Here is a 22148-nt window from a genome sequence, read left to right as displayed (position 1 = left end):
TAAGGGAGTAAAAGTGGCTCCCGGCGGCATTTCTTACAGGTGATGGCCCGGTTGCTAATTGAAATTACGACATACCTGCCGCGCGACTTCTTCATTGTGCTGGCTAGGCTCTTGCTTATAGATAAGGTAATACTTTTCGCAGTGACTGCCCTTGGTGGCGATAAAGTCGGGACTGAGTAGATCCGGGGTCTCATTTAACCGCGCCTGCGAGGGCGTGAGTGGGGGACTAATCTCGGCGCTGGCTGCGGGTTCAGCATCCGCGGGTTCATCTGCAAGCATTATCCCTATCAGTGCGATAGCAATAAGAATCAGCATGGCTGCGGCGAGCGGAACTTTATTGCGGATATTTGCCGACATTAAACCAAAGAACATATTTACGCCCTGTTTTTAAACACTTTTTATTTGCTATGAGTATAGCCTATTGGCGCGGGCTAGGGTGGCAGGGTCTAAGCGTGCAGGCACGCCGGAGCGTGCCCTAGATTAAGAAGGTTAAGAATGGGCTTCTTGCTTAAGTGTAACCACACGCTGGGGAAAGGGGATCTCTATATGCGCCTGTTGTAAGGCCTGAAATACTGCCTTGTTGATTTCCAGCCGGGTGGCGACCTTGGCCTTGGTGGGCGCCCAATAGCGATATAAGATCACCACACTGCTGTCGGCAAATTCGTTAATCCCTACCTGAGGTTTGGGTGTTTGCGCGATACCCGTTTGCGACTCTAATACTTCAGAAATCAAGGCTTCCGCCTGCTCATAATCGGCATCGTAGGCAATGCCAATGGTACCTTCTTCTAGAGAGTAATCGAATGAATTATGGATGATTTCACCGACAATATGCTTGTTGGGAATGGTGATCTCCACTTCGTCTTCATCGCGTAAATGCGTCATGCCCAGCTCAATGGCGCTGACCTGACCTGTGACGCCCTTAACCGTAATGGTGTCGCCGACCACAAAGGGACGGGTGGCAATGATGGCCAGACCCGCGCCGTAGTTTGACAACATGCCTTGCAATGCCAGGCCGGCGCCCAAAGAGGCGGCACCTATGGCGGCGACGAAGGGAGTCACGCTGATGCCTACTTTACCCAGAGCTATGACCACAAAGGTGACAATAAGTAAGACGCGTACCAGGTTACTGGTAAAGGTCGTCAGGGTAATGTCTATGTTACGGCCCTGCATTAGGGTGAATATCCAGCGGCTAATGCGTTGTGCCAACCAGAGGCCGAAAACCAGTAGTATCAGAGCCAATACCAGCTGAGCACTGTAAGTTACTAGGAAATCAATCGCCATCTGGTAGTAGCGCTCTACCTGGGCTATTTCTTGTTCGATCATCTAAGGTTTTTTCTCGAATAATGTGTTTGCTAAATAGTAACGACTTAGCACCTGTAATTCGAGTGACAATTAGTATTTGAATCTATAATTAGCAAAGGTTCGCCAAATAATTGCGTCTGGGTTTTAACGCTTACACACAGAGCCCGACGCCACAGTGATAATTACACGTTGGAATTATGAAATACTGGAAACTCATTATTGCCTTATTATTTTCGTCTGGCTTGTTTGCCGCAAACGAGAATCCGGACGCTGCCTTGCAACAAATAAGGGCAGATGCCCTAACGCGCATTGATGTGATCGCCTGCCTTGATAAGGGCGGGGTGATAAAAGCTGTGTGTATGAATGCCATCCCCGCTTGTATATACAAGTATCCCGATGCCGGCAAACAATGTCGCAGTGGTTCTGAATGCGAGGGAGATTGTCTTGTTGTCGGCGATTTTGTGGCCGAAGGCAGTGAAGTCATTGGCCAGTGCAAGGTCGATAATGATCCCTGCGGCTGCTACCAAAGAATTTTCGATGGCGTCGCCGAATACGCCATGTGCACGGATTAACCAGCAAGTCTCGCTGTTAACCCTTATTTTGAGACTGAAATGCCAGCCAATTCACGCTTAAAAACCGCCCCGCAAAGCATGACCACACGTCAATGGCTTGACCTTATCCTGCTGTATCTGTCATTTCCGGTGATCTTATTTATTTGTAGCTCGGATATTTATTGGTGGCAGGCCTGGGTTTATTCGGCACTGGTGTTTGTCTTTGGTGTTGGCGGGCATATGTTGGCAGAGCGACATAATCCTGGGCTGATAGCCGAGCGGCATAATATTGAAAGCATTAAAAAAGCCAAACCCTGGGATAAGGTACTGGCTCCTTTAATGGCTATCAGCATAGGTTTTCCCATGATCATAGTGGCCGCGCTGGACCATAGGTATTCATGGTCTGATGCTCTTCCCCTGTGGCTTAATTGTCTGGGTTTTATCTTGGTCGCCCTTGGCTATTGGTTTGCTACCTGGGCATTGGTGGAAAACCGCTTTTTCGCCAGTGTGGTGCGCATTCAAACGGAGCGGGGCCATGTGGTGTGTGATACTGGCCCGTATCGATTAATTCGCCATCCCGGGTATGCGGGAAGTATTCTGGCCTTGTTTGGCATAGTGCTGGCGCTGGACTCTCTTTGGACTCTGATCCCAACCGCTTTCGCTATCTTTATTACCCTGATAAGAACTCGATTAGAAGATAAAACCTTGCAAAACGAGTTAGTGGGGTACAGGGATTATACCAAGCGGGTGCGCTATCGCTTGATCCCAGGCGTATTCTGATTTAATCAATAAAGTTACCATAAGGTTAAAAATTCACATTGATTAAGTAACATATAAACAAAGGCTGTGGCAGAATAAGGTCACAATAATAAAGTGTGCGGCCACAGCGCCGTCGGTAAAAATCGCTCCCTATGATAAGAAAACTTGTTCACCTGGGTTTTATAAATATAGGCACGGATCGCCTTGAACACGTTGAAGCAACAAAGGTGCAAACCACTAACCTGGTCAGTGTGGTGACCTGTGTGGTTGCCTTGTTGTACGCTCTGTATTTTCTTCTTTCTTTAAACCAGACCTCAGTCGCAGCTATTAACTTGGTCTTTGTTGCCTGTTATGGCGTGGGTTTGTTGTTCTCCCATAAACGCTTCTACCGAGGGGCCAAGGTATGGTTTTTTACCGTACTGATGGCACACGTTTACCTCTTTAGTGTGCATACCTTTGGCGTCGGTGCTGGATTTCATTTTTATTATCTCATTATCACCCCTGGGGTTTTTTTGCTCTTTAACGAAAATGATCGAGTGGAAAAATTTGTCTTTAGTTTAGCCGGCGGCATCCTCTTTTATTTATGCTCCGAGGCAGGAGGCACCACACCCATTATCTCGCTTGATGGCCAATCCGAACGCCAGTTATTTTATTCGGTTATTTACGTGACCATGATAGAAACCTATTTCATCATGGCTTTACTCAGCCACAACATAGATCTCTACCAAAAAGAGCTAAAGGCCCTCGCTGCCACCGATGCGCTGACGGGGATCAACAACCGTCGTATGTTTATGTCGATAGGCGAAGAGCTGTTTGAAAATGCCAAGCGTTATCAGCACCCCATGTCATTACTGCTGCTGGATATCGATTACTTCAAAAAGATCAATGACGTGCACGGTCACCTGGTCGGCGACGAGGCATTAAAGCAAGTGGCTGCAACTCTCAAGGCCAACCTAAGAGCCAGCGATTCACTGGCGCGTTATGGCGGCGAAGAGTTTGTGGTGGTGCTGCCCGAAACCGATATTGCCAGTGCCCTGGCGGTGGCTGAAAACCTGCGCCACGCCATTAGCGCGATTCAAATCGAGCTTCCCGGCGAGGCGGCGCTAACCTTTACCGTGAGTATCGGCGCCGCGGAAAAAACACCCGACACACCTTGTCTGATGGGCTTGCTTACCTGTGCCGATAACGCCCTGTATCGCGCCAAAGAAACAGGACGCAATAAGGTTATAAACCATGGCCAGGACGAAGAAGCCGATCTAGCGTTTAGCTAGCATTACTCGGCTTCGCACTCACTGCCGTCGAGTTTCAGGCACCAGCCCTTTGGCTCGAACATCTCCTGGCCGTTTTTATCATGGCGATAACGGGAGACGCCGTTGTACACAGCTTTGCGTAAGCGGTTGATCCCGCCCACAGGCTCCAGCGCCTTTACGGCATGCCAAGGGGTAAAAGACAGGTTTTCACAAAACTGATTTTGCTCCCGGGTATCAAAGTGCTGCTCGGGTATCTCAACCCGGGCGACCTTGATAAAAGGCGAGTCCTCGCTTTGCCATTTTACCCTTGTGTCTTCCACCGGCATGTATTTATCCGTATTTTGCAGTTGCACCATAAAGTCGAAGCAGGCACCGGTTTGACCTAGGTTCTCACTCAGCTCCTGGCGTAAAAAGTTGGGCTTATCACGGTTTACGGCGATGGCGGTGTTGCTCGTACAGGCCTTGGCGCTGTATTTCATAAACTGCTCTTGGCCTAGACGATAGGCCGAGAGACTATGATATTGCTCGGTTAGCAGGCTGTCCGGCGCCGTCTTGAGGGTTTTAGCGCCGAGGTAGAGCGACCTCAGGTGCCACTTAAAAATGTTCCAGTTAAAGTCATTGAAAAAGTAACCAAACTTGCTGCCTTGTGCCTGGTATTGCATAAACTTGGCATATTCGGCGACGTCCTTAATAAAAAACACATCGCTGTTGATCATCACAAAGTCCTGGGTTTGCGCATCCTGCTCCAGCGGCAGCAGCTTTTTGCCGTCAACGCCCATGACTTTAATGGCCATGCCCCTGGCATCTTTGACGCCATCCGCTTGGGGTTGGGTATCGCCGCTGGAAAAACGAACCCAGGCCTGATATTGATCCGGCTTGGCAAATATCCCGTGCTTTAAGCGCGAGTCACTGAGCGCCGGTACGCTAAAAGTAGCCTTAACACAGCCATGGGCCTTGGCATGGACATCCCTGCGGTATGGGGCAGGCGCCGTGGCTGCCTGGCTGCGATCCACCATTTGCACCGCCGATGAAATAATATCGGCGATATGGGTTTGCTCATCGGCTGGAATAACAATCCCCAGGCTGCTTTGCTTTTTGTCCTGGTTAATGACAAATAACACCGCGACCAAAGCGAGCAAGCCGATGGTACAAAAGACAATGAGTTTTTTCATCTTGTTCCCTTATAGGCCTTCGCACTGAGTTGATGGGTTTGCTGCTGACGTGCTTGGGTGCTCGGCATCAGGGGAGTCTTTATGTATTTTTAAATACTCGACAATGGCCAGGCGCTGTGCCGGCGTTAAGGCCGGGCCGATGACACCATATTGGGGCGGATTACCCCGCTGGTAGGGAACATAGCCATCCCTGAATTCATGGCCAATATTTTTATTGCCGTCTTTTTGGGTATCAAACAAGAAGGCATGGCCCGCTTCTTTTTCGGTCACATAACCCAGATGCACGGGATCGTACTCCCTTTGCCCAACCCAAAATTGGCTGTCGCGCTCTGACACAGGCGAGAGCAGCTGGTAGATATTGGGTACCGAACCATTATGTAAAAACGGCGGTGTGGCCCAAATGCCTTCTAAGGGTCTGGCCTTGTAGATCATTTTTTGTTGCGGCAAATCCAAGGCGCCAAAGCCGTCCATACAGGCTTGCTTTTCCGGCGAGAAGTTTTTGTCTTGATAGTACTTCTCTCTTAAATAGATGCCGGTAATGTTGAGTGCTTCCCCCAGACTGAGCGTGTCCACACTGAGCTTGGCTAACGCATCGTCCAAGGAGCGCAGTTGCTGCTGAATTAGGGCGGTTTTGATGTCTTGCTGAACATCATTATCGCCTTGCTCAGCAATGAGCTGGTCCAAATCCGCTAACTTGGCATATTTGTTTTGCCAGTTGTTAAAGCGTTGCTCTATATCCTGGTATTGCTGCGGATGGTCGCTTATCCAGTTGGTAGTTAAGGTTAACGTCTCGGCTTGGGGCTCGGGTTGTTGCAAAAACTGCTCAAGGCGCGGCGATTTAAGAAGCACCTTGGCCAGTCGTTGTAACTGCCTGATATTCATTTCTCGGACTTTTTGCGCTATTTCGCTGTTACTTAAGCCTGTTTTACTGAGATCAAAACGGTAGTTTAGAAAGTTGTAGGCGGCATTGGGGTCTGTGCCGACCTCATTGACGGCCAGCTCGCTCATTATCCACAGTGGTTGCTCTTTGCCTTTTAACGGCGTTTCGATTTGTTTAACCAGGTCGCTGGCCGGGTGTGGACCATGACAACCGGCGCAATGGCGCTGAAAAAGATGTTGTCCCTCGGCCGCTTTGACTCTATCGACCGGGCCAAAAATATCTTCCGGCCACTGCGGAGGCGTGAGTTTTTGCAAGGTAGTTTCTATGGTGAAGATTTGCTCGGGCAACACCGAGGAATCGAAGCGCTGCTCAGGAGGTAATGGATTACCGTAGCTGTCGGTCAGTGCGATGTGCGCGCCGACCCCAAGCGCTTCACCCATATTGCGCGCCATGGGTTGTTTTACCGAGGCGCCATATTGCACCCAGTTAAATTTCCAGATATTCCAAAGCGGCGGGTAGTTAACCGGGCCGGTGGCCTTATGATAATTCTCTGCCGACAGATTATCGCCAAAAACGGTATTGCCGATGCGGGCCAGGGCATCGGTGCGGCCAAAGCCCTCGGTCACCGGATACAGGCCTTTACTGGTATCGTTAAAGCCCTGGGTTAAAAAGCGCATTAACACCTTGCCGAATTTTTTCCTGAGGACGGCCTTGTTGTGGTCGTTATATTGCTCGCCCAGTACCTGGGTAGCAAAGCGATCAAATTTAAGCGGGTTGATATAGGTACTGGTCATAGATGCCACCAGGGTTGGCACAAAGTGACCCAGTTTCATGGTGGTAAAGGCATGCATGGCCTGGCCGCCATCGATGCGCAGTGCATAATGTTTGCCGTCTTTTTTGTAGTTGAGCTGACCGTTATGACAGGCAGCGCAGCTTAAATCCAGCAGTTCACTGGCCGATGCCTGGTCGAAGTGCTTGGTAAAGCCCAAGGGGTATTGATAGGGGTTTTCAGGACTTGGGGTGTCATCGACGATAAAGCCGTAGGCCTTTAAATGTCCTGGCTCGGCAAATCGCGTCTCCCCCCAGGGCATTTCCAGGTGCGCCAGCCAGTCATATTCCATGCCCTTTAATCTGGTGCCCTGTGGTGTGTAATAGTAGGTTTGACGCTCGGGCGAATGTGCCTCGAGCCCCCAGCCCTGATCCAGATAGCGGGTTTCTTCTGTCGGCACATAGTCCGGGATTTGCGAGGCGGGATAATGCACCAAGGCAAATACACCAAGGCCAGCCAGTACGATTACACCCGTCACATAGACCAGGATACGCTTTGTTATTTTTATGAATGTCATTGTATTAACCAAGGTTAAGAGGAAGAGAGGGGAGCCCCTCCACCGAGTTATTCCCGAACTAGCCGTTAAACGCCAAGGTTAAACCGGCATTTTTCATTTGTGCTTTTACCAGCATGCCGCTGGCACCCAAGGTGATATAAGCGGTTTTATTGTCTTCGCCACCAAAGCAGATATTCGAGGGCAATGGCGCATACAAACCCTCGCCCAGATTGATCTCGATATATTCCAGTACCTCTCCTTCAGGAGATACGACGGTAATACCGCCATTGCTGTAGGGGTTATTGCCTTGCGGTAACATGGTGGCCAGATACAGGTTACCCAGCTCATCGACCGCCATGGAGTCATAAATAGCCTGGCCTTCAAAGCCTGTGAGCAGGTAAGTGCCATCGAGCGAGTTGGGGTTTGGGGCAATTTCACCGGGGGCGGACAGCTCCCAGTAGAGCAGTCGTCGTGTATAGGTCTCCACCGTGTACAGGCGCTTGCCATCGGGCGACAGGGCGATGCCGTTTGGTGCATTGAGCGGAAAGACCATTTGCTTGATGCTGGTGCCGTCGGCTGCGGCATAGTAAATGCCCGTGATATCGCGGGCACGGCCATCGTCTTTGCCCCAATCGGTAAACCACAGGCCGCCTTTGCTATCAAAAACCAGATCGTCCGGCCCGCGCAGCGCAAACTCAGGGGTAAGGGGCTGGTCCTGCCACTGCATCTTGATCATATTTAACCGCCGGCCGGTATGGCAACTTGTATAAAGAGTTTCAACGTTCGCCGTAGCCAGGTTGACCTTATCTATGCTGCCACCTTTATATTCGGGTGACTTTCCTGTGCCGATAAACAAGGTTTGTTTCGGCAGAGGGACCGGCAGCCATTCAAAACCGCCACTGTTACAGATATAGACCTGGCCATCCGGCCCTATGGCGGCACCGTTTGGGCCACCGGCTATTTTAGCAACTAGGGTTTTATCGCCCTGGGGCGAAACCCGGGTTAGTTGCTGGTTTTTGATTTCAACCAGCAGCACGCTACCGTCTTGCATATAGACAGGACCTTCCGGATAGCCGAGTTGATCACAAACGATTTCAAAGTTGGAACATAAAAGACTCGACATTATTGCTCTCCGCTGGTGGCCGTGGTCGCTAAATCAACCGACTTAAGCATTTGATGGGTAAGTTCGAAGCCTAACTCCCGGTAGGCTTCAAACTGCATTTCATCAAAAAATTGATTACTGGTGCTCTGATGTGGGAAATCAGGGTTTATGCGTTTATAACTTTTCAGCTCTTCATTCACATGTTGGATCATGCTGGCCTTCACATAGATAAAGCGGCCATAGCTGCCATCGTCGTAGGAAATTTTGCCTTCGGTCCAGGCAATATTAGATGTGGCCGCTTTTTGATTAATGGCACTGACATCGATGGCTAGCTTGGCACCAAAATCAACCCGAGCCAGCTTAATGAGTCTGGCCAGATCCTGGTATTGGTAGTTGGGATCGGCACCGGCATCGCAACACACGATAAGCTTGCATTTACGGCGGATTAGTTCGTAGCAGGCCAGGTTTTCAAAGTGGCCGCCATCGGAGAGATGGATGTAGGACTGGTGTTCATTCAAGCCCTGGCCGAACATATCCTTGAACATATACATGTACCACCAGGGTTTATTGAAAAAGTTTGCCGGTTTGGTGGGTTTATTCGGGTTTTTCAGCCAGCAGCCCAAACGCAGATTCAGCAGTGACATGATAAAGTTCAGCTGCTTAGAACGGGTCATGGGCGTATTGGTGGCGATGGCTGCGCCGGAAATAGCACAGGCGCTGGCCAGGTCTAACTTACCGCCCATGTAATCCTTGGTCGCCCTATATCCCGTGCTGTCGGAGCCCGAATATAAAGGCGTCAGGGTGAAGCAGTCGCCGCCGCGGTTCTTATATTTAGCATTGGTTGAGCCCAGCAATTCAATGTTGCAATTAATGATGGGAAAGGGCGCGTCTGTGGCTTTAAGCTCGCCCAACAATAGCTGCTTATCATAGTTGAGCGTTTGTTCGCACTGCTCGTCATTAGTATCGCGTTTGGACAAATGACAGGGCATAAAGGCGTCTCTTAATCTGTCTCTGTAGTAGCCGTGCATAGACACGGCATTGATATTACAGCCCAATACCAGGAACACAGATAAAAACAGTAAGGGATAAAATAGGGCGGGTAGCAATTCCCACTGCACTGCAAAGTGATAACTGATCATCACAAAGCCAAAGCAGGTCAGCAGTAGGCCCAAGTCTATCAATATGCTGGTCAGCGAATATTTAATATCGGCGCTGCCGTTTCTGTGCGCCGCATACCGGGTGATCAGCATACCAAGTAAAGAAATACTAAAGCTGGTGTGCACCAGCCACTCGGCAAAGCGCTCAAAAAACTTATGGAAAATAGGTATATAACCAAAGGCTAACATGGCCAAACCCAAGGGAAAGAGGTTACTTAAGTAATATCTGAGCGTTTCTGTGCGGTGGTTCGCCCGCGCAGACTCGAAGCCCGTGCTGATGGCGGTCAATAACATCAACCCAAAGCTGGCAATGAGTGTTATAAAGCCCGCGCCCCGTAACAAGGAAAAGCCATTAAAGGGAGCATGGATGGCTATGGCCCAGAGATCCGTAGAAAATTCATAACTTAATAGAAAGAGCAGCAGCAGGAGCACGGGCACCATGATCAACATATTGATCAGGGTCCCGGTTAAGATGGCCGTTAATAGCGAACTTTTATCGACGCCAAACCCGGGCGTTAAAAAGCTACTGTGCGCTCTGAGCCAACCAAGAATGTCGCTTGCGCGCTTATCATGGCGATTGGTGCTAAAGGGGAACTGACTGGGAAAACGGGATTTAAACCAGGTAAAGGAAGTAGCTATGTAACTGCCGCCGGACACCGAAGACAGGTAATCAAACTGCGTGAGTTGGTCGTTTTTCGCCAATGCCTGCAACACCCCGAGGTTGAAGGTCGCCGAGCGGATACCGCCGCCGGAAAACGCCAGTGCCTTGGTATCTTTGCTGCCGTCACAGCCTAGGTTGCAGGCGGCTCGTCGATCGCTCAGCCATTGCTGCTCCTGATTTTCAATATCCGGATTAAATGTTTCTTGGAAGGAACTCATTGTTAAGTTGTTGTTATTATTTTGCTTGTATTATCTATGTTTCCACAATTAACTCAAACGATACCTGTGTTTATTGTTATTAGTAGCGGGGAAAGGGCTGGAGTAGGGAAGGCCTGCCACGCAATTTAGCCACCAGAACTCAGAAGGCTGGTGGCTATTTACTTATGATTCGGCCGTATGTGAGCGGTTAAGGACTCTTCTATCAGAACAATGTAACCTAGCTAGTCCATACAAGCGTCGATGGAAAGACCCAGTTCATCGGCGACGAATTGGCCCAAGGCTTCCATGGTGTCATCATCGATAATTCCAGCTTCATAGAGTAGCCGCGCCAAATTACGTAAGCCCATTCTCGGTGTGGGTTGCTCACTGCTGTGCTCGCCCATAGCCCCGGTTTGTGCAAAGACCTTGGTTGCCTGTCCCCAGCATGCCTGTTGCGGATTTTTTGCCTCCGCAGCGACAGCAAACGACGACGCTAAAAGTACTGCTGATACCATGGTGTAAGAAATTATCTTCATTGAATTGATCCTTATGATGGGGGAAGTATCTGTACGTACTGCGCGTGTACGAATAAAAGAATAGACCATCACAGGAAGTCTGTTGAACCTGTAGAGTAGGCCGCAAGCTTGTGAGGTAAGTGTTCTTCGATTACTTTATGATTTAGCTTGCATCTTCTTATGAAAATTTTAATTGCTAAAAACTAATACGACTCAGTATATGACTTTTAACATGCTTGAAATCACCTTTCTTAGGCAAGGAGGAGGCTTGAATCCTCAAGGTTCCGCCATCATGATAGATATTTAGAAACCGGTTCCCTTTTACGCTAGTCTCTGTGTAATTATTTATATTTTCAAAATCAACAATAACTATTTTATTACTCGTTGGAGTTTTAGGCGCTTGGATATATTTTTCTGTAAGAAGTAGCTGGTTTTTTGATGTGATACTTTTGAAGATATTAAAAAAAGCAACGAGGGAGATAGACGCAAATAACGCTGAACAAGTCAAATATAATTTATTGGCACCGCCTGGAGATAATTTAATAAAACTAGTTAATATTAACGAGCTATCGTTATCAATAGTCATATAGTAATACCAGTACGAAAAAAACGACATAAACAGAAAACAAAATATGTTTAAAATTAAGTGAGGTTTATATGGGTATCTTATCTCGTTCACAACTTACTTTCCTTGTAATTGATAGTCTGTAGATAATTAGACTCACTTAATCGTTCTAGGTATAGTGAATACGAGGGTTTCTATCTAGATACGTCTAGTAAGTTAAAGTCTGAAGTTGTCGGTATTGACTTGGCAAAAAATGTTTTTTTCTAGTTTATGAATATGACAATAATTCATTATTTTTTAAAAAGTTAGTGATTTGTAACATTTTTATTTTTATTCATATAAAGAATAAAAAATATAGTCATGGACTACGGTGGAAATCTTCCCAAAGTTTTTTATTTTGAGTTTGAATTGGCCGTCGCTCATTCTTTGCGGGTTACGGCCTGCATGGTGCAGGCGCCATAGCGATTATTTAAAATTCGCACAAACCTGCCTGGCTATTTCCATATTTTGTTTAGTAGGTTCCTTTTCGTATAAATCATAATACGTTTTGCACATACTACTGCCATTGGCACTAAGGCCGTTTATGTCTGGATTAGACTCGACAGAGTTAAGTGTATCTTCAAATACGATTTTTATTTTTTGCCTGCGATCGAACTCAGGCTTTAGTTCTTCCATGCGCTTCTGAACTTGCTGCTCAAATGTTGGAGAAGTTGATTGGTAAATAGGGGTAGAAAACAATTGCTCAAGTTGTTTGAGTTCCTGTTTTTGAGTCTCATGTTTTACATATGCAAAAATAGCCAAGAGCAAAAGGCTAACCGATAAAACGGCTAAAAAGACGACTAGATAGAGCTTATTGTAATTTACAGGTTCACGTTCCATGTTTAATCCCCTTGTTAAGTTAGCTAAGAATAAACAAAAAAGAATAATACTACCAGCTAGTTAGCGGTTAAAAGGTCTTCATAAACTAATTGCTCGTCTTGTAATCAATTATCAGCCTGTGGCTGATGAGCAAGAATCTACACGGATAGGATTGCAATAAATATCATCTGGTTGCTTATCTATGTAAATTTTCGTCCGGCAACTTGATAAACCAACATTAAAGCAGGTACTAGATACCTAACCGCAGAGCAAGCTTTGTTCATTGCAAATGAAGCCAATCTGGCGAGCAAGAAGTAAAAATTAACCTGGACTTTGATAAATCGAAATCAGGAGAAGAAAAAATCGTTTACGAGGCTATTGTAAAATAGATTAAGCAGTCTCCGCATTATCGCTCATAAATTAGATTATGTTAAATGCTATATGATTCTATAGAATGCGGGTAAAGTATCAGAACGGGAAGCGCTAAGGCGCTGAATGAAAAAGGATAACACAAAAAAAAGCGGCCTATTTAATCTAAAATAGACCACTTTCCAACCATAAGACTTTAAAAATGTTAGTTTAGCTCATTATCTACCCAGAATTTAGTCCCTTTTAACACTGCTTGCAAGGCTAAACCGGTTTCGGTGAGAGAATAAACAGTCACATCATCAACAATGGCCTCGGCGGTAACCGCGCCACCATTGTCTTTATGCTTGGCCGCGGCATCGGCATTACCGCCAAACGCCCAACCATGATCAATAAATCGGTTTAATGCCGCTTCGGTGTGAAACACCATGACCACATTAAAATCTTTAACTCCCAGGCCCAGGCCTAAACCCGCCTCGCCCATGTTCATATAGGTCCATTTTCCGGTGCGGTTATTTTTTACCACACCATAGCCGCCGCCGAAACTAGCAAACAGAACATTGACGTTGGCATTATCGAATACCGCATAACCGGCACTGGTGGCAATTTGGTTTTGCACATCGGGTTTGCGCACATACAAGGTTTTCAATGTTTCGCTGCGCATACTTTGTACCATCTCTCTTTTTGCTTGCGGACTGGCATTGCTGGAGGTGGCACAGCCGTTTAAGGTAAGCACGGCAACCGCTAATAGCATGATGTGAACAAATGAAGCTCTAATTTTCATGGAGTACCCCTTCTTTAATGTCCAATACTAGACAGTATCGGACTTTGTGATAAGCTAAGACCATAAATTTTTTAGTTATTTATCTTATGCTTACCCCTTTAGTTGATACGTTCAAGCAATTGCGCTATCAAATCGCCCATCTTGAAGATGGCACCTTGAACAGCGAATATCCCGAACTAGCTTTATTTATAGACCAACAAAGCTTAAACCTTGCTGAAATTTCGAAAGATTTATCATTTATTTACCAATATTTGTATGTTTATGGCCGTAAATCCGATGCCACCTTTACCCGTTTTCGCAATGAAATAGAACGTTTTGCCCTTTGGTCCTGGCTGATCAAGGGGGCCTCTGTGCTGGCGCTAAAGCGAGAAGATATTGAGCACTACATAGATTTTGTTGTTGAACCCAGTGGTGACTGGTGCTCGGACTCGGTGCAGTGGCGCTTTAAACAAAAACTGGGTCAGCGTATCGCAAATCCCAAATGGCGCCCTTTTATGGCCAAGGAAACCAAGCCGAGCCAGCAAACTCTCAATTCAACCTTCACGGCGTTGAATGTGTTTTATAAATTTGCGATTTTAGAGGAACGCTCCTTTACAAATTTTGTTCCCGTGGTTAAAAAGAACTGCCCTTACCTGGTTGTTCAATCCCAAATAAATCAACCAGATACGCTAAGCGATCTGCAATGGGAATATGTATTGCGGGTGACCGAAGAACGTTGCGAAGAAGACCCGCAACTTGAGCGCAATCTTTTTGCCCTGGCCTGTTTAAAGGGTTTGTACTTACGCATCTCTGAATTATCGGAGCGCCCCAACTGGTCACCGGTTATGTCGCACTTTTGGCAAGACGCCGATGGCTTTTGGTTTTTGCGGGTCATGGGCAAGGGTAATAAGTTACGGGACGTGACGCTAAGTGAAAGTTTTACTGCCTACTTAAAACGCTACCGTTTATATCGAGGCCTCAGTGCCCTGCCTCGGGTCGATGAGCCCTACCCGCTCATTCATAAATTGCGCGGCAAAGGCGGTATGACGGTTAGACAAATTCGTCGTTTGGTACAGCAAAGTTTTGATTTGGCCACAGCCGCACTTCATCACGATGGTTTTACCGAAGAGGCTGAAAAACTCATGGCGGCAACCGCGCACTGGCTGCGCCATACCGGTGCTACCCATGATGCGCAAACCCGGCCATTAAAACATTTATCTGAAGATTTGGGTCATGCTAAGTTAGCAACCACAGATCAAATTTATATTCAGACTAATATAAAAGAACGAGCTAAGTCAGGCGTTAAACGTAAGCTTTAAGCACGCTTTAAGCATGCTTTAAGCGAACTGTGAGGACAAGCCATGGAATATTACATCGCAATCTTGTTAGCGCTGGCATTTTTTATCTACTCCATTTCATTTCGTCAGTTGGCGCGGGCCGAACTTACCGGTCCCATGTACTTTGTTCTGACCGGCATGGTGGTCGCGGCTATCTTTTTGGCGGAATTTAAAATCGGCCAACCCTTAGAGCAACTCTTACCTTTGGTGGAGTTGACCTTGGCTGTGGTGTTATTTTCAGATGCGGCGAAAACCCGACTGGCCATTTTAAAACGCGCCTATAAATATCCCGTGCTGCTTTTGTTTGTTGCCCTGCCACTTACCTTCTGCGCCACCGTGCTAACCGGATACCTGCTTTTTCCAAAGATGAGTGTATTGGCCTTGGCGTTATTGGCAATTATTTTAACGCCAACCGATGCCGCCTTAAGTAAAGGGATCTTAGAAGCCAAAGCTGTGCCGTTAAAACTCCGGGAAGCCATTAATGTTGAAAGTGGATTGAACGATGGCCTGTGCGTGCCGATTTTTCTATTTCTGTTTTTGTCCTGGCAACTGGGCAGTTGGCAACCGCCAATGAAGATGCTGGAGTTTATGTTTCGTGAAGTCGGGATAGCGCTTGGGGTTGCAACGCTTATCACCTGGTCAGCAACTTACTTAATACGATACAGCGCCCGACGTCATTTTTTTGAAAAGGCCTCCAGTCCATTTTTAATTTTGTCATTGGCGATTGTCAATTACAGTGTGGCTGAAGCCTTGGGCGGCAGCGGATTTGTGGCCGCCTTTGTTGCCGGTTTGCTGTTTGATTATTTGTATCGGCCGAGTAAGGATATGCAGCTGATCGAGGAAAGCGAGCACATTGCCGAGTTTTTTTCGTATTTGATTTGGTGTTTGTTCGGCGCCTACAGTTATTCGCAGTTGCAGAGCATGGATCTAAGCTGGAGCAAGTTGGCCTTTGCCCTGATAGCCGCAACCCTGGTGCGGGTTATCCCCGTTCTATTTAGTTTAATTGTATTTAACGGGTTAAATTTTAAAGAGAAATTCACCTTGGCCTGGTTTGGTCCGCGGGGCTTGGCATCCATCGTCTTTACCTTGATGGTGTTGGACTCCGCCGACGGTTTACTCAGTGAGTTGGCGACGCTGACCATAATGACCAGCGTCTTTATTCACGGTATTACCACTCGCCCCATCGCTAACTCTTTCAGAAAAAAGGGCGTAGCGAAACGAAACTAGTGCAACACTTTGGCCAGTACTTCGATGGGATGCTGCGGTTTATATTGGGCAAAACGTTTCACCTGGCTGCGGCATGAAAAACCCGTGGCCAATAACTGAGCAGGCTCTGTGCTTTCTACCTTGGCCTTCCAACTAAGATCATACAAGGCCCTGCTGTTTTCCTGGTTTTGCAGCTCGTGGCCATAGGTGCCGGCCATACCACAACAGCCGGTGGCTTGCGGATCCAGTTGTAATCCCAAGGCCGAGAAAATACTTTGCCACACCTTGGCGCTGTGCGGTAAGGCGGTGGTTTCGCTGCAGTGGCTCAGCAATATATAGCTTGCTTGCGGCTCGAAAACTTGTTGTTTAAAGGTCTGCTCGCCAAGCCATTCATGGGCCAGCAAGACATTGAAGTCCCCTCTTTGCTCGCCCAAAACCGTGTTGTATTCATCGCGATAACACAAAACCAATGAGGCATCGAGGCCAACCATGGGAATGTCCAACTCACTGACCTTCTCTAAAAATTTAGCACTGGTTTTAGCGGTGCGGGCAAATTTATCTAAGAAGCCTTTTACATGTTGTGGCTTGCCATTCGGTTTGAAGGGTAAGATGATCGGCTTTTTGCCAAGAGCCTGAACCACCTTGGCAAAGCTCTCAACTAGTTCGGCTTCATAAAAACTGGTGAAGGGATCTTGCACGATAAGCACATAATCTCGGCGCTGCTCTTCGCCTAGCCCTCAAGTTTATTAAGGTCGAATTTCTCTAAAGTCGCGGTGCGCGTAGCCAGGTTTGGATGACTCGGGGTCGGCGTATCCACATAACCCAGAGTCTTTTTAATGGCCCATTGTACAGGGGATGATTTAACCACTGGATTGGTAATGGCCGAGAACTTAGCCAGCAATGGCGCCGTCTGTTCTATGCCGGCAACCAGATAATCTTTTAACGGGCGGTTGTATTGGCTGTAGTAAAAATTCAAAAAGCGGGCACGGAATGTCGGCACATCCACCTTAATCGGGCAGGCCGTGGTGCAGGCTTTACAGGCCAAACACTCATCCATGGACTCTTTCACTTCGTGCGAAAAGTCATACTGACCCTTGCGCTTATTCTGAGTATTAAGGAAGCGCTCCCACCAGGTTGGACCGTCTTTTTTGCTGATCACCTTTTCTTCTTCAAGCAGGTCAACGCCCTGCTCCGCCTGCAGTCGCAGCCATTCGCGCATTAGTCCAGCGCGCCCTTTTGGCGAGTAACGGCGATCGCCGGTGGCCTTGTATGAAGGACACATGGGCGAGCTGACATCATAGTTAAAGCACAGGCCGTTACCATTACAGTTCATGCTGTTGGCAAAACTATCCCGTACCTGGACATCAATTTGACGGTCGAACCAGCCACGCTTTTTATCATCAACGCTGACCAAGTTGTCGTTACTTTCAAGTGGTGTACATATCTTGCCTGGGTTGAGCTTATTGTTTGGATCGAAGGCCGATTTAATGCGGCGCAATTCCTGAAACAGCTCATCGCCAAAAAACGCCGGGCCGTACTCACTACGATAACCCTTACCGTGTTCACCCCACATCAGGCCACCATACTTGGCGGTCAATGCCACCACTTGATCGGAAATCTGGCGCAGGGTTTTTTCTTGCTCCGGATCGCACATATCCAGTGCCGGGCGCACATGTAATACACCGGCGTCGACATGGCCGAACATGCCATAGTCAAGTTGGTGACCATCAAGTAACTCACGGAATTCACTGATAAAGTCGGCAAGATTTTCCGGCGGTACAGCCGTGTCTTCGGCAAAAGCTATCGGCTTTTTCGCACCCTTGGTATTACCAAGCAAGCCAACGGACTTTTTGCGCATGGCATAGATTTTTTGAATATCGGCAACATTATTGGTGAGCTGATAGCCAATCACCCCAGCTTCTTTATTGGCAATGAGGTTATCAAGCTTGGCACACAGGGCGTCAATCTTGTCCTTCATATCCCCTTCTTGCTCGGCATTAAACTCAACCATGTTTAAGCCTTGCATTTCTTGCCCGGGTACATCGGTAATTAAGTCCGATACTGAGTGCCACACTATGTCTTCGCGGGCCAGGTTTAATACCTTGCTATCAACGGTTTCTACCGAGGTCGCCTCGGCTGCCACTAAAAATGGTGAATTACGCAGGGCAGAGTCGAAACTGTCGTACTTAATATTGATCAGGGTTTTAAATTTAGCGATGGGCGTAATATTGAGCTTGGCTTCTGTCACTATGGCCAAGGAGCCTTCGGAGCCGGTCAGTACGCGGCCAATATCAAACTCGGTCATGGTCTCATTAAAGACATGCTCTAAGTCATAACCGGTTAAAAAGCGATTCAGTCGTGGGAATTTTTCTAAAATTAAATCGCGCTTACTGCTGGCCACATCCAAGACAGTTTTGTAAACCTTGCCAACAGCGGTGTCTTGCTCGGCAATTATTTTGGCTTTTTCGACACTCACCCCTTGGGTATTGAGCTCGCTGCCATCGGCAAGAAAGGCCTTGAGTGCCAGGGTGTGATCGGACGTTTTACCATAAACCAGACTGCCCTGACCTGAGGCATCGGTATTGATCATTCCGCCAACTGTGGCGCGGTTACTGGTGGATAAGTCAGGTGCAAAAAAGTAGCCATAGGGGCGCAAAAAGTCGTTCAGCTGGTCTTTGATCACCCCGGCTTGAACCCTCACCCAACCTTCTTGCTCGTTAATTTCCAGAATTTCGCGCATATAGCGGGAAAGATCGATAACAATACCCGGTGTCAACGATTGGCCATTGGTGCCGGTACCGCCACCGCGTGGGCCAAAGGTTAAAGACAGAAAAGGGTCGCGTGAAGCTATGTTCAGTGCCAGTTGCACGTCTTTATCGGTTTTTGGAAATACCACGCCCTGAGGAATAGTTTGATACACACTGTTGTCGGTGGCCGCTAACAGTCGCGTGCCATAGCTGGCATCGACATCGCCACTAAAGCCTTCAGCTTTGATTGTTTTTAGGTAATGTAATACCAGCTCAGAACTGACTTGCTCAACACTTAACTTTGCTATCATGGCCTTAAACCTCAGGAACGAACGGCGCTATTATAGCATGCTGAGCCCGCTTAGAAATTGAAGAATATACAGATTGTTACAATTTGAAATCACTTTGTAGCCGGCAATGCGCTATGTTCAGTTAATGAGCAACCATACCAATTCTGTTAAGTATGTGATCAGAGATAGCGCTGGATAAATGATGTGGTAACAAGACGGAATTTTTCGTATGTAGTAATTCTCGGCTTTGGCTCCTGCGCCGCTCTACCGCCTACATCCGTGTAGGCGTACATAGATAAATTCCAACGGAGTTAGCACGATATTTAGCCCGCTAGAATGATTAGCTATTTAAGTGAATTGGTATTATTTAGGTGATGTATGAAAAAGTGGTTAATGAATGCTGCAGCGGCACTGTGTTTTTTACTGGGATTGATATTTGCCGTGGTCCCCGGGCCCTCGGTGATCTTCTTTTTAACCGGGCTGACCCTACTGGCCGTGCACTATCCCCTTGCCCGTAAATATGTGCGGGTTTGCCAAACTACCCTAACGCGAGGGTGTCGATTGCTCGACAGCAAATTGGCGAAAAAATAAAAGGGCGAAGATTTCGCCCTTTTTCTTTGTCTTACTCAGTTACCGAACTTAGTTCGATTTAAGCTTTTCAGCCAGGTATAGCCAGGTTTCCAATACCGTATCTGGGTTCAATGACACAGAATCGATACCTTCTTGTACTAACCAGGCAGCAAAGTCTTCGTGATCCGAAGGACCTTGACCACAGATACCTACGTACTTGCCTTTTGCCTTGGCTGTTTTAATAGCTATAGACAATAGCTTCTTGATCGCTGGGTTACGCTCGTCGAACAGGTGAGCGATAAGACCCGAGTCACGGTCAAGACCAAGAGTAAGCTGAGTTAAATCGTTTGAACCGATTGAGAAACCATCGAAGTACTCAAGGAATTCATCGGCAAGTAGCGCGTTTGAAGGCAGCTCACACATCATGATCACTTTCAAACCGTTTTCGCCACGCTTAAGGCCTTGCTCTTCAAGAAGCTCAATAACCTTTTTACCTTCTTCAAGGGTACGTACGAACGGGATCATGATCTCAACATTGGTCAAGTCCATGTCGTTGCGAACACGCTTGATGGCTTCACACTCAAGGGCGAAACACTCGCGGAAGTCTTCACTGATATAACGAGAAGCACCACGGAAACCAATCATTGGGTTTTCTTCTTCCGGCTCGTATTGCTGACCGCCAACCAGGTTGGCATATTCATTCGATTTGAAGTCAGACATACGGACGATCACACGCTCTGGAGCGAACGCACAACCTAGCGTGGCGATACCTTCAACCAGTTTGGCGATGTAGAATTCACGCGGCGACTCGTAACCGGCGATGATCTCTTTAATTTCTGCCTGAAGTTCAGGAGATTGAGCATCAAAGTTAAGAAGCGCTTTAGGGTGAACACCGATCATACGGTTGATGATGAACTCAAGACGAGCCAGACCAACACCAGCGTGAGGTAAACGCGCGAAATCGAAAGCACGATCTGGGTTACCCACGTTCATCATGATCTTAAGTGGTAGAGCAGGCATTTCATCAACGCGTGAAGTCAGTACTTCATACTCAAGCTGACCTTCATAGATGAAACCTGTGTCACCTTCGGCACAGGAAACAGTCACTTCCTGGTCCGCTTTGATAAGGTCGGTGGCGTTACCACAACCTACTACCGCAGGAATACCTAGCTCACGGGCGATGATGGCCGCGTGACAAGTACGACCGCCACGGTTGGTAACGATTGCAGCGGCGCGCTTCATGATAGGTTCCCAATCAGGGTCAGTCATGTCGGTTACCAGGATATCGCCGTGTTGTACCTTGTCCATCTCGTCGATAGAGTTAAGTACACGTACCACGCCAGAGCCGATTTTGTGACCGATGGCACGGCCTTCGGCTACAACGCTTGACGTTTGCTTAAGCTGGAAACGCTCCATCACGTTCGCATCTTCGTTTGAACGTACGGTTTCTGGACGAGCCTGTACTATGTAAAGCTTGCCGTCGTTACCGTCTTTTGCCCACTCGATGTCCATTGGACGACCGTAATGCTTTTCGATGATAACCGCTTGCTTGGCAAGGTCCATTACTTCTTCATCTGTGATAGAGAAGCTGTTGGCTTGCTCAGGAGCTACGTCAACAATTTCAACCTGCTTGCCGTGTTCCTGGTCTTGTGAGTAAACCATTTGAATGGCTTTAGAACCGATGTTACGACGAACAACGGCTGGTTTACCTTTGGCTAGAGTACCTTTGTGAACATAGAATTCATCCGGGTTTACCGCGCCTTGCACAACCATTTCACCAAGACCGAAGCTTGATGTTACAAATACTACGTCTTCGAAACCTGACTCGGTGTCGATGCTGAACATTACGCCTGAAGAGGCCATGTCAGAGCGAACCATGCGCTGGATACCGGCAGATAGTGCTACACCTTTATGGTCGTAACCCTGGTGTACGCGGTAAGAGATGGCGCGGTCATTAAATAGAGAGGCAAAAACGTGTTTGATAGCAACCATTACGGCATCGATGCCGCGCACGTTTAAGAAGGTTTCTTGTTGTCCGGCGAATGATGCGTCTGGCATGTCTTCGGCGGTGGCAGAGGAACGTACTGCAAAGGATACGTCATGTGCTGGGTCAGCGTGTAGTTGGCCGTAGGCCTCGCGGATAGCCTGGTCCAATGAAGCTTGGAATGGCGTGTCGATGATCCACTGACGGATTTCGGCACCAACTTTGGCCAATTCATTGACATCTTCAACGTCTAGTTTGTCTAACACGTCGTAGATGCGAGCATTCAATCCAGATTGCTCAAGAAACTCGTTAAATGCGTATGATGTCGTTGCAAAACCACCCGGTACTTGGACACCGGCGTTGGCTAGGTTTGAAATCATTTCACCGAGAGAGGCGTTTTTGCCTCCAACTCTCGGCACATCTTGCATACCAAGCTCTTGATACCAGAGAACGTATTCTTGCACGGAACTTTCTCCAAAAAACATATTGTAAGTTTGGTCATCAAAACAATGACCTTTTAAATGAGGCGCTAACATTCTACACTGGCAAACACTGATGCGTAAACCGTAGCCTTACGGTTTATCAGGTTAT

At 47.6% G+C, this 22148-nt stretch carries 17 protein-coding genes and 1 pseudogene; 6 read left to right on the top strand and 12 right to left on the bottom strand.

Annotation, left to right across the window (positions count from 1 at the left end):
- Positions 1–54 precede the first annotated feature (54 nt).
- Both C2M24_RS07865 and C2M24_RS07860 read right to left on the bottom strand, forming a co-directional pair.
- Positions 55–372, bottom strand: coding sequence for a hypothetical protein (locus C2M24_RS07865; protein ID WP_105213991.1), 318 nt, complete (start codon positions 370–372; stop codon positions 55–57).
- Positions 373–489: 117 nt separating this feature from the next.
- Positions 490–1323, bottom strand: coding sequence for a mechanosensitive ion channel family protein (locus tag C2M24_RS07860; protein ID WP_105201353.1), 834 nt, complete (start codon positions 1321–1323; stop codon positions 490–492).
- Between the two features lie 176 nt (positions 1324–1499).
- Here C2M24_RS07860 and C2M24_RS07855 point away from each other — a divergent pair, with 176 nt between their 5' ends.
- From C2M24_RS07855 to C2M24_RS07845, 3 genes are all read left to right on the top strand, one after another.
- Positions 1500–1874, top strand: a complete 375-nt coding sequence (locus C2M24_RS07855; protein ID WP_105213989.1) for a hypothetical protein — start codon at positions 1500–1502, stop codon at positions 1872–1874.
- Positions 1875–1913: 39 nt separating this feature from the next.
- A complete protein-coding gene (locus C2M24_RS07850; RefSeq protein WP_105213987.1) occupies positions 1914–2633 on the top strand; it encodes a methyltransferase family protein in 720 nt (239 codons plus the stop codon).
- Between the two features lie 131 nt (positions 2634–2764).
- Entirely contained in the window at positions 2765–3883 is a 1119-nt protein-coding gene (locus tag C2M24_RS07845) for a GGDEF domain-containing protein (RefSeq protein ID WP_105213985.1), read from the top strand.
- Positions 3884–3885: 2 nt separating this feature from the next.
- On the opposite strand, the gene C2M24_RS07840 is transcribed toward C2M24_RS07845, so the two are convergent.
- The 8 genes from C2M24_RS07840 to C2M24_RS07805 all read right to left on the bottom strand — a co-directional run bounded on the left by C2M24_RS07840 (position 3886) and on the right by C2M24_RS07805 (position 13444).
- Positions 3886–5034, bottom strand: coding sequence for a catalase family protein (locus C2M24_RS07840; protein ID WP_105213983.1), 1149 nt, complete (start codon positions 5032–5034; stop codon positions 3886–3888).
- A gap of 9 nt (positions 5035–5043) precedes the next feature.
- Positions 5044–7260: a di-heme-cytochrome C peroxidase gene (locus tag C2M24_RS07835; protein ID WP_105213980.1), complete on the bottom strand. Its 2217-nt coding sequence runs from the start codon at positions 7258–7260 to the stop codon at positions 5044–5046.
- Positions 7261–7318: 58 nt separating this feature from the next.
- Positions 7319–8362: an SMP-30/gluconolactonase/LRE family protein gene (locus C2M24_RS07830; protein ID WP_105213978.1), complete on the bottom strand. Its 1044-nt coding sequence runs from the start codon at positions 8360–8362 to the stop codon at positions 7319–7321.
- Positions 8362–10377 carry a patatin-like phospholipase family protein gene (locus C2M24_RS07825; RefSeq protein WP_105213976.1) on the bottom strand — a complete coding sequence of 672 codons (2016 nt, stop codon included), beginning with the start codon at positions 10375–10377 and terminating at the stop codon, positions 8362–8364. The genes C2M24_RS07830 and C2M24_RS07825 overlap by 1 nt, the downstream gene beginning before the upstream one ends.
- 221 nt (positions 10378–10598) lie before the next feature.
- Positions 10599–10892 (bottom strand): hypothetical protein, encoded by a 294-nt coding sequence (locus C2M24_RS07820; protein WP_105188907.1) that lies wholly within the window; start codon positions 10890–10892, stop codon positions 10599–10601.
- A gap of 175 nt (positions 10893–11067) precedes the next feature.
- Entirely contained in the window at positions 11068–11457 is a 390-nt protein-coding gene (locus C2M24_RS07815) for a hypothetical protein (protein WP_158683719.1), read from the bottom strand.
- Positions 11458–11901: 444 nt separating this feature from the next.
- A complete protein-coding gene (locus tag C2M24_RS07810; protein ID WP_105213972.1) occupies positions 11902–12315 on the bottom strand; it encodes a hypothetical protein in 414 nt (137 codons plus the stop codon).
- A gap of 553 nt (positions 12316–12868) precedes the next feature.
- On the bottom strand, positions 12869–13444 hold the full coding sequence (locus C2M24_RS07805; RefSeq protein ID WP_105201342.1) for a YSC84-related protein: 576 nt from the start codon (positions 13442–13444) through the stop codon (positions 12869–12871).
- 86 nt (positions 13445–13530) lie between these two features.
- Here C2M24_RS07805 and C2M24_RS07800 point away from each other — a divergent pair, with 86 nt between their 5' ends.
- Together C2M24_RS07800 and C2M24_RS07795 are read left to right on the top strand one after the other, a co-directional pair.
- Positions 13531–14742, top strand: a complete 1212-nt coding sequence (locus tag C2M24_RS07800; RefSeq protein WP_105213970.1) for a tyrosine-type recombinase/integrase — start codon at positions 13531–13533, stop codon at positions 14740–14742.
- Positions 14743–14784: 42 nt separating this feature from the next.
- The gene (locus C2M24_RS07795; RefSeq protein ID WP_105213968.1) at positions 14785–15987 is read left to right on the top strand and encodes a cation:proton antiporter; all 1203 of its coding nucleotides are present in this window, start codon (positions 14785–14787) and stop codon (positions 15985–15987) included.
- Here the strand turns inward: C2M24_RS07795 and ydiJ are convergent.
- Positions 15984–19024 (bottom strand): annotated as a pseudogene (ydiJ, locus tag C2M24_RS07790) (D-2-hydroxyglutarate dehydrogenase YdiJ). The gene C2M24_RS07795 and the pseudogene ydiJ sit on opposite strands and share 4 nt — an antisense overlap.
- A 357-nt stretch (positions 19025–19381) precedes the next feature.
- Between ydiJ and C2M24_RS07785 the strand changes: the two are divergent.
- Positions 19382–19594, top strand: a complete 213-nt coding sequence (locus tag C2M24_RS07785; RefSeq protein ID WP_105213966.1) for a hypothetical protein — start codon at positions 19382–19384, stop codon at positions 19592–19594.
- 48 nt (positions 19595–19642) lie between these two features.
- Here C2M24_RS07785 and ppsA read toward each other — a convergent pair whose 3' ends face one another.
- Positions 19643–22021, bottom strand: a complete 2379-nt coding sequence (ppsA, locus tag C2M24_RS07780; RefSeq protein WP_105214552.1) for a phosphoenolpyruvate synthase — start codon at positions 22019–22021, stop codon at positions 19643–19645.
- Positions 22022–22148: the final 127 nt, after the last annotated feature.

Origin of the sequence: Pseudoalteromonas sp. T1lg22, from assembly GCF_002964645.1 — a bacterium.
Classification (GTDB): domain Bacteria; phylum Pseudomonadota; class Gammaproteobacteria; order Enterobacterales; family Alteromonadaceae; genus Pseudoalteromonas.
This window is presented reverse-complemented; position numbering and strand designations above follow the sequence as displayed.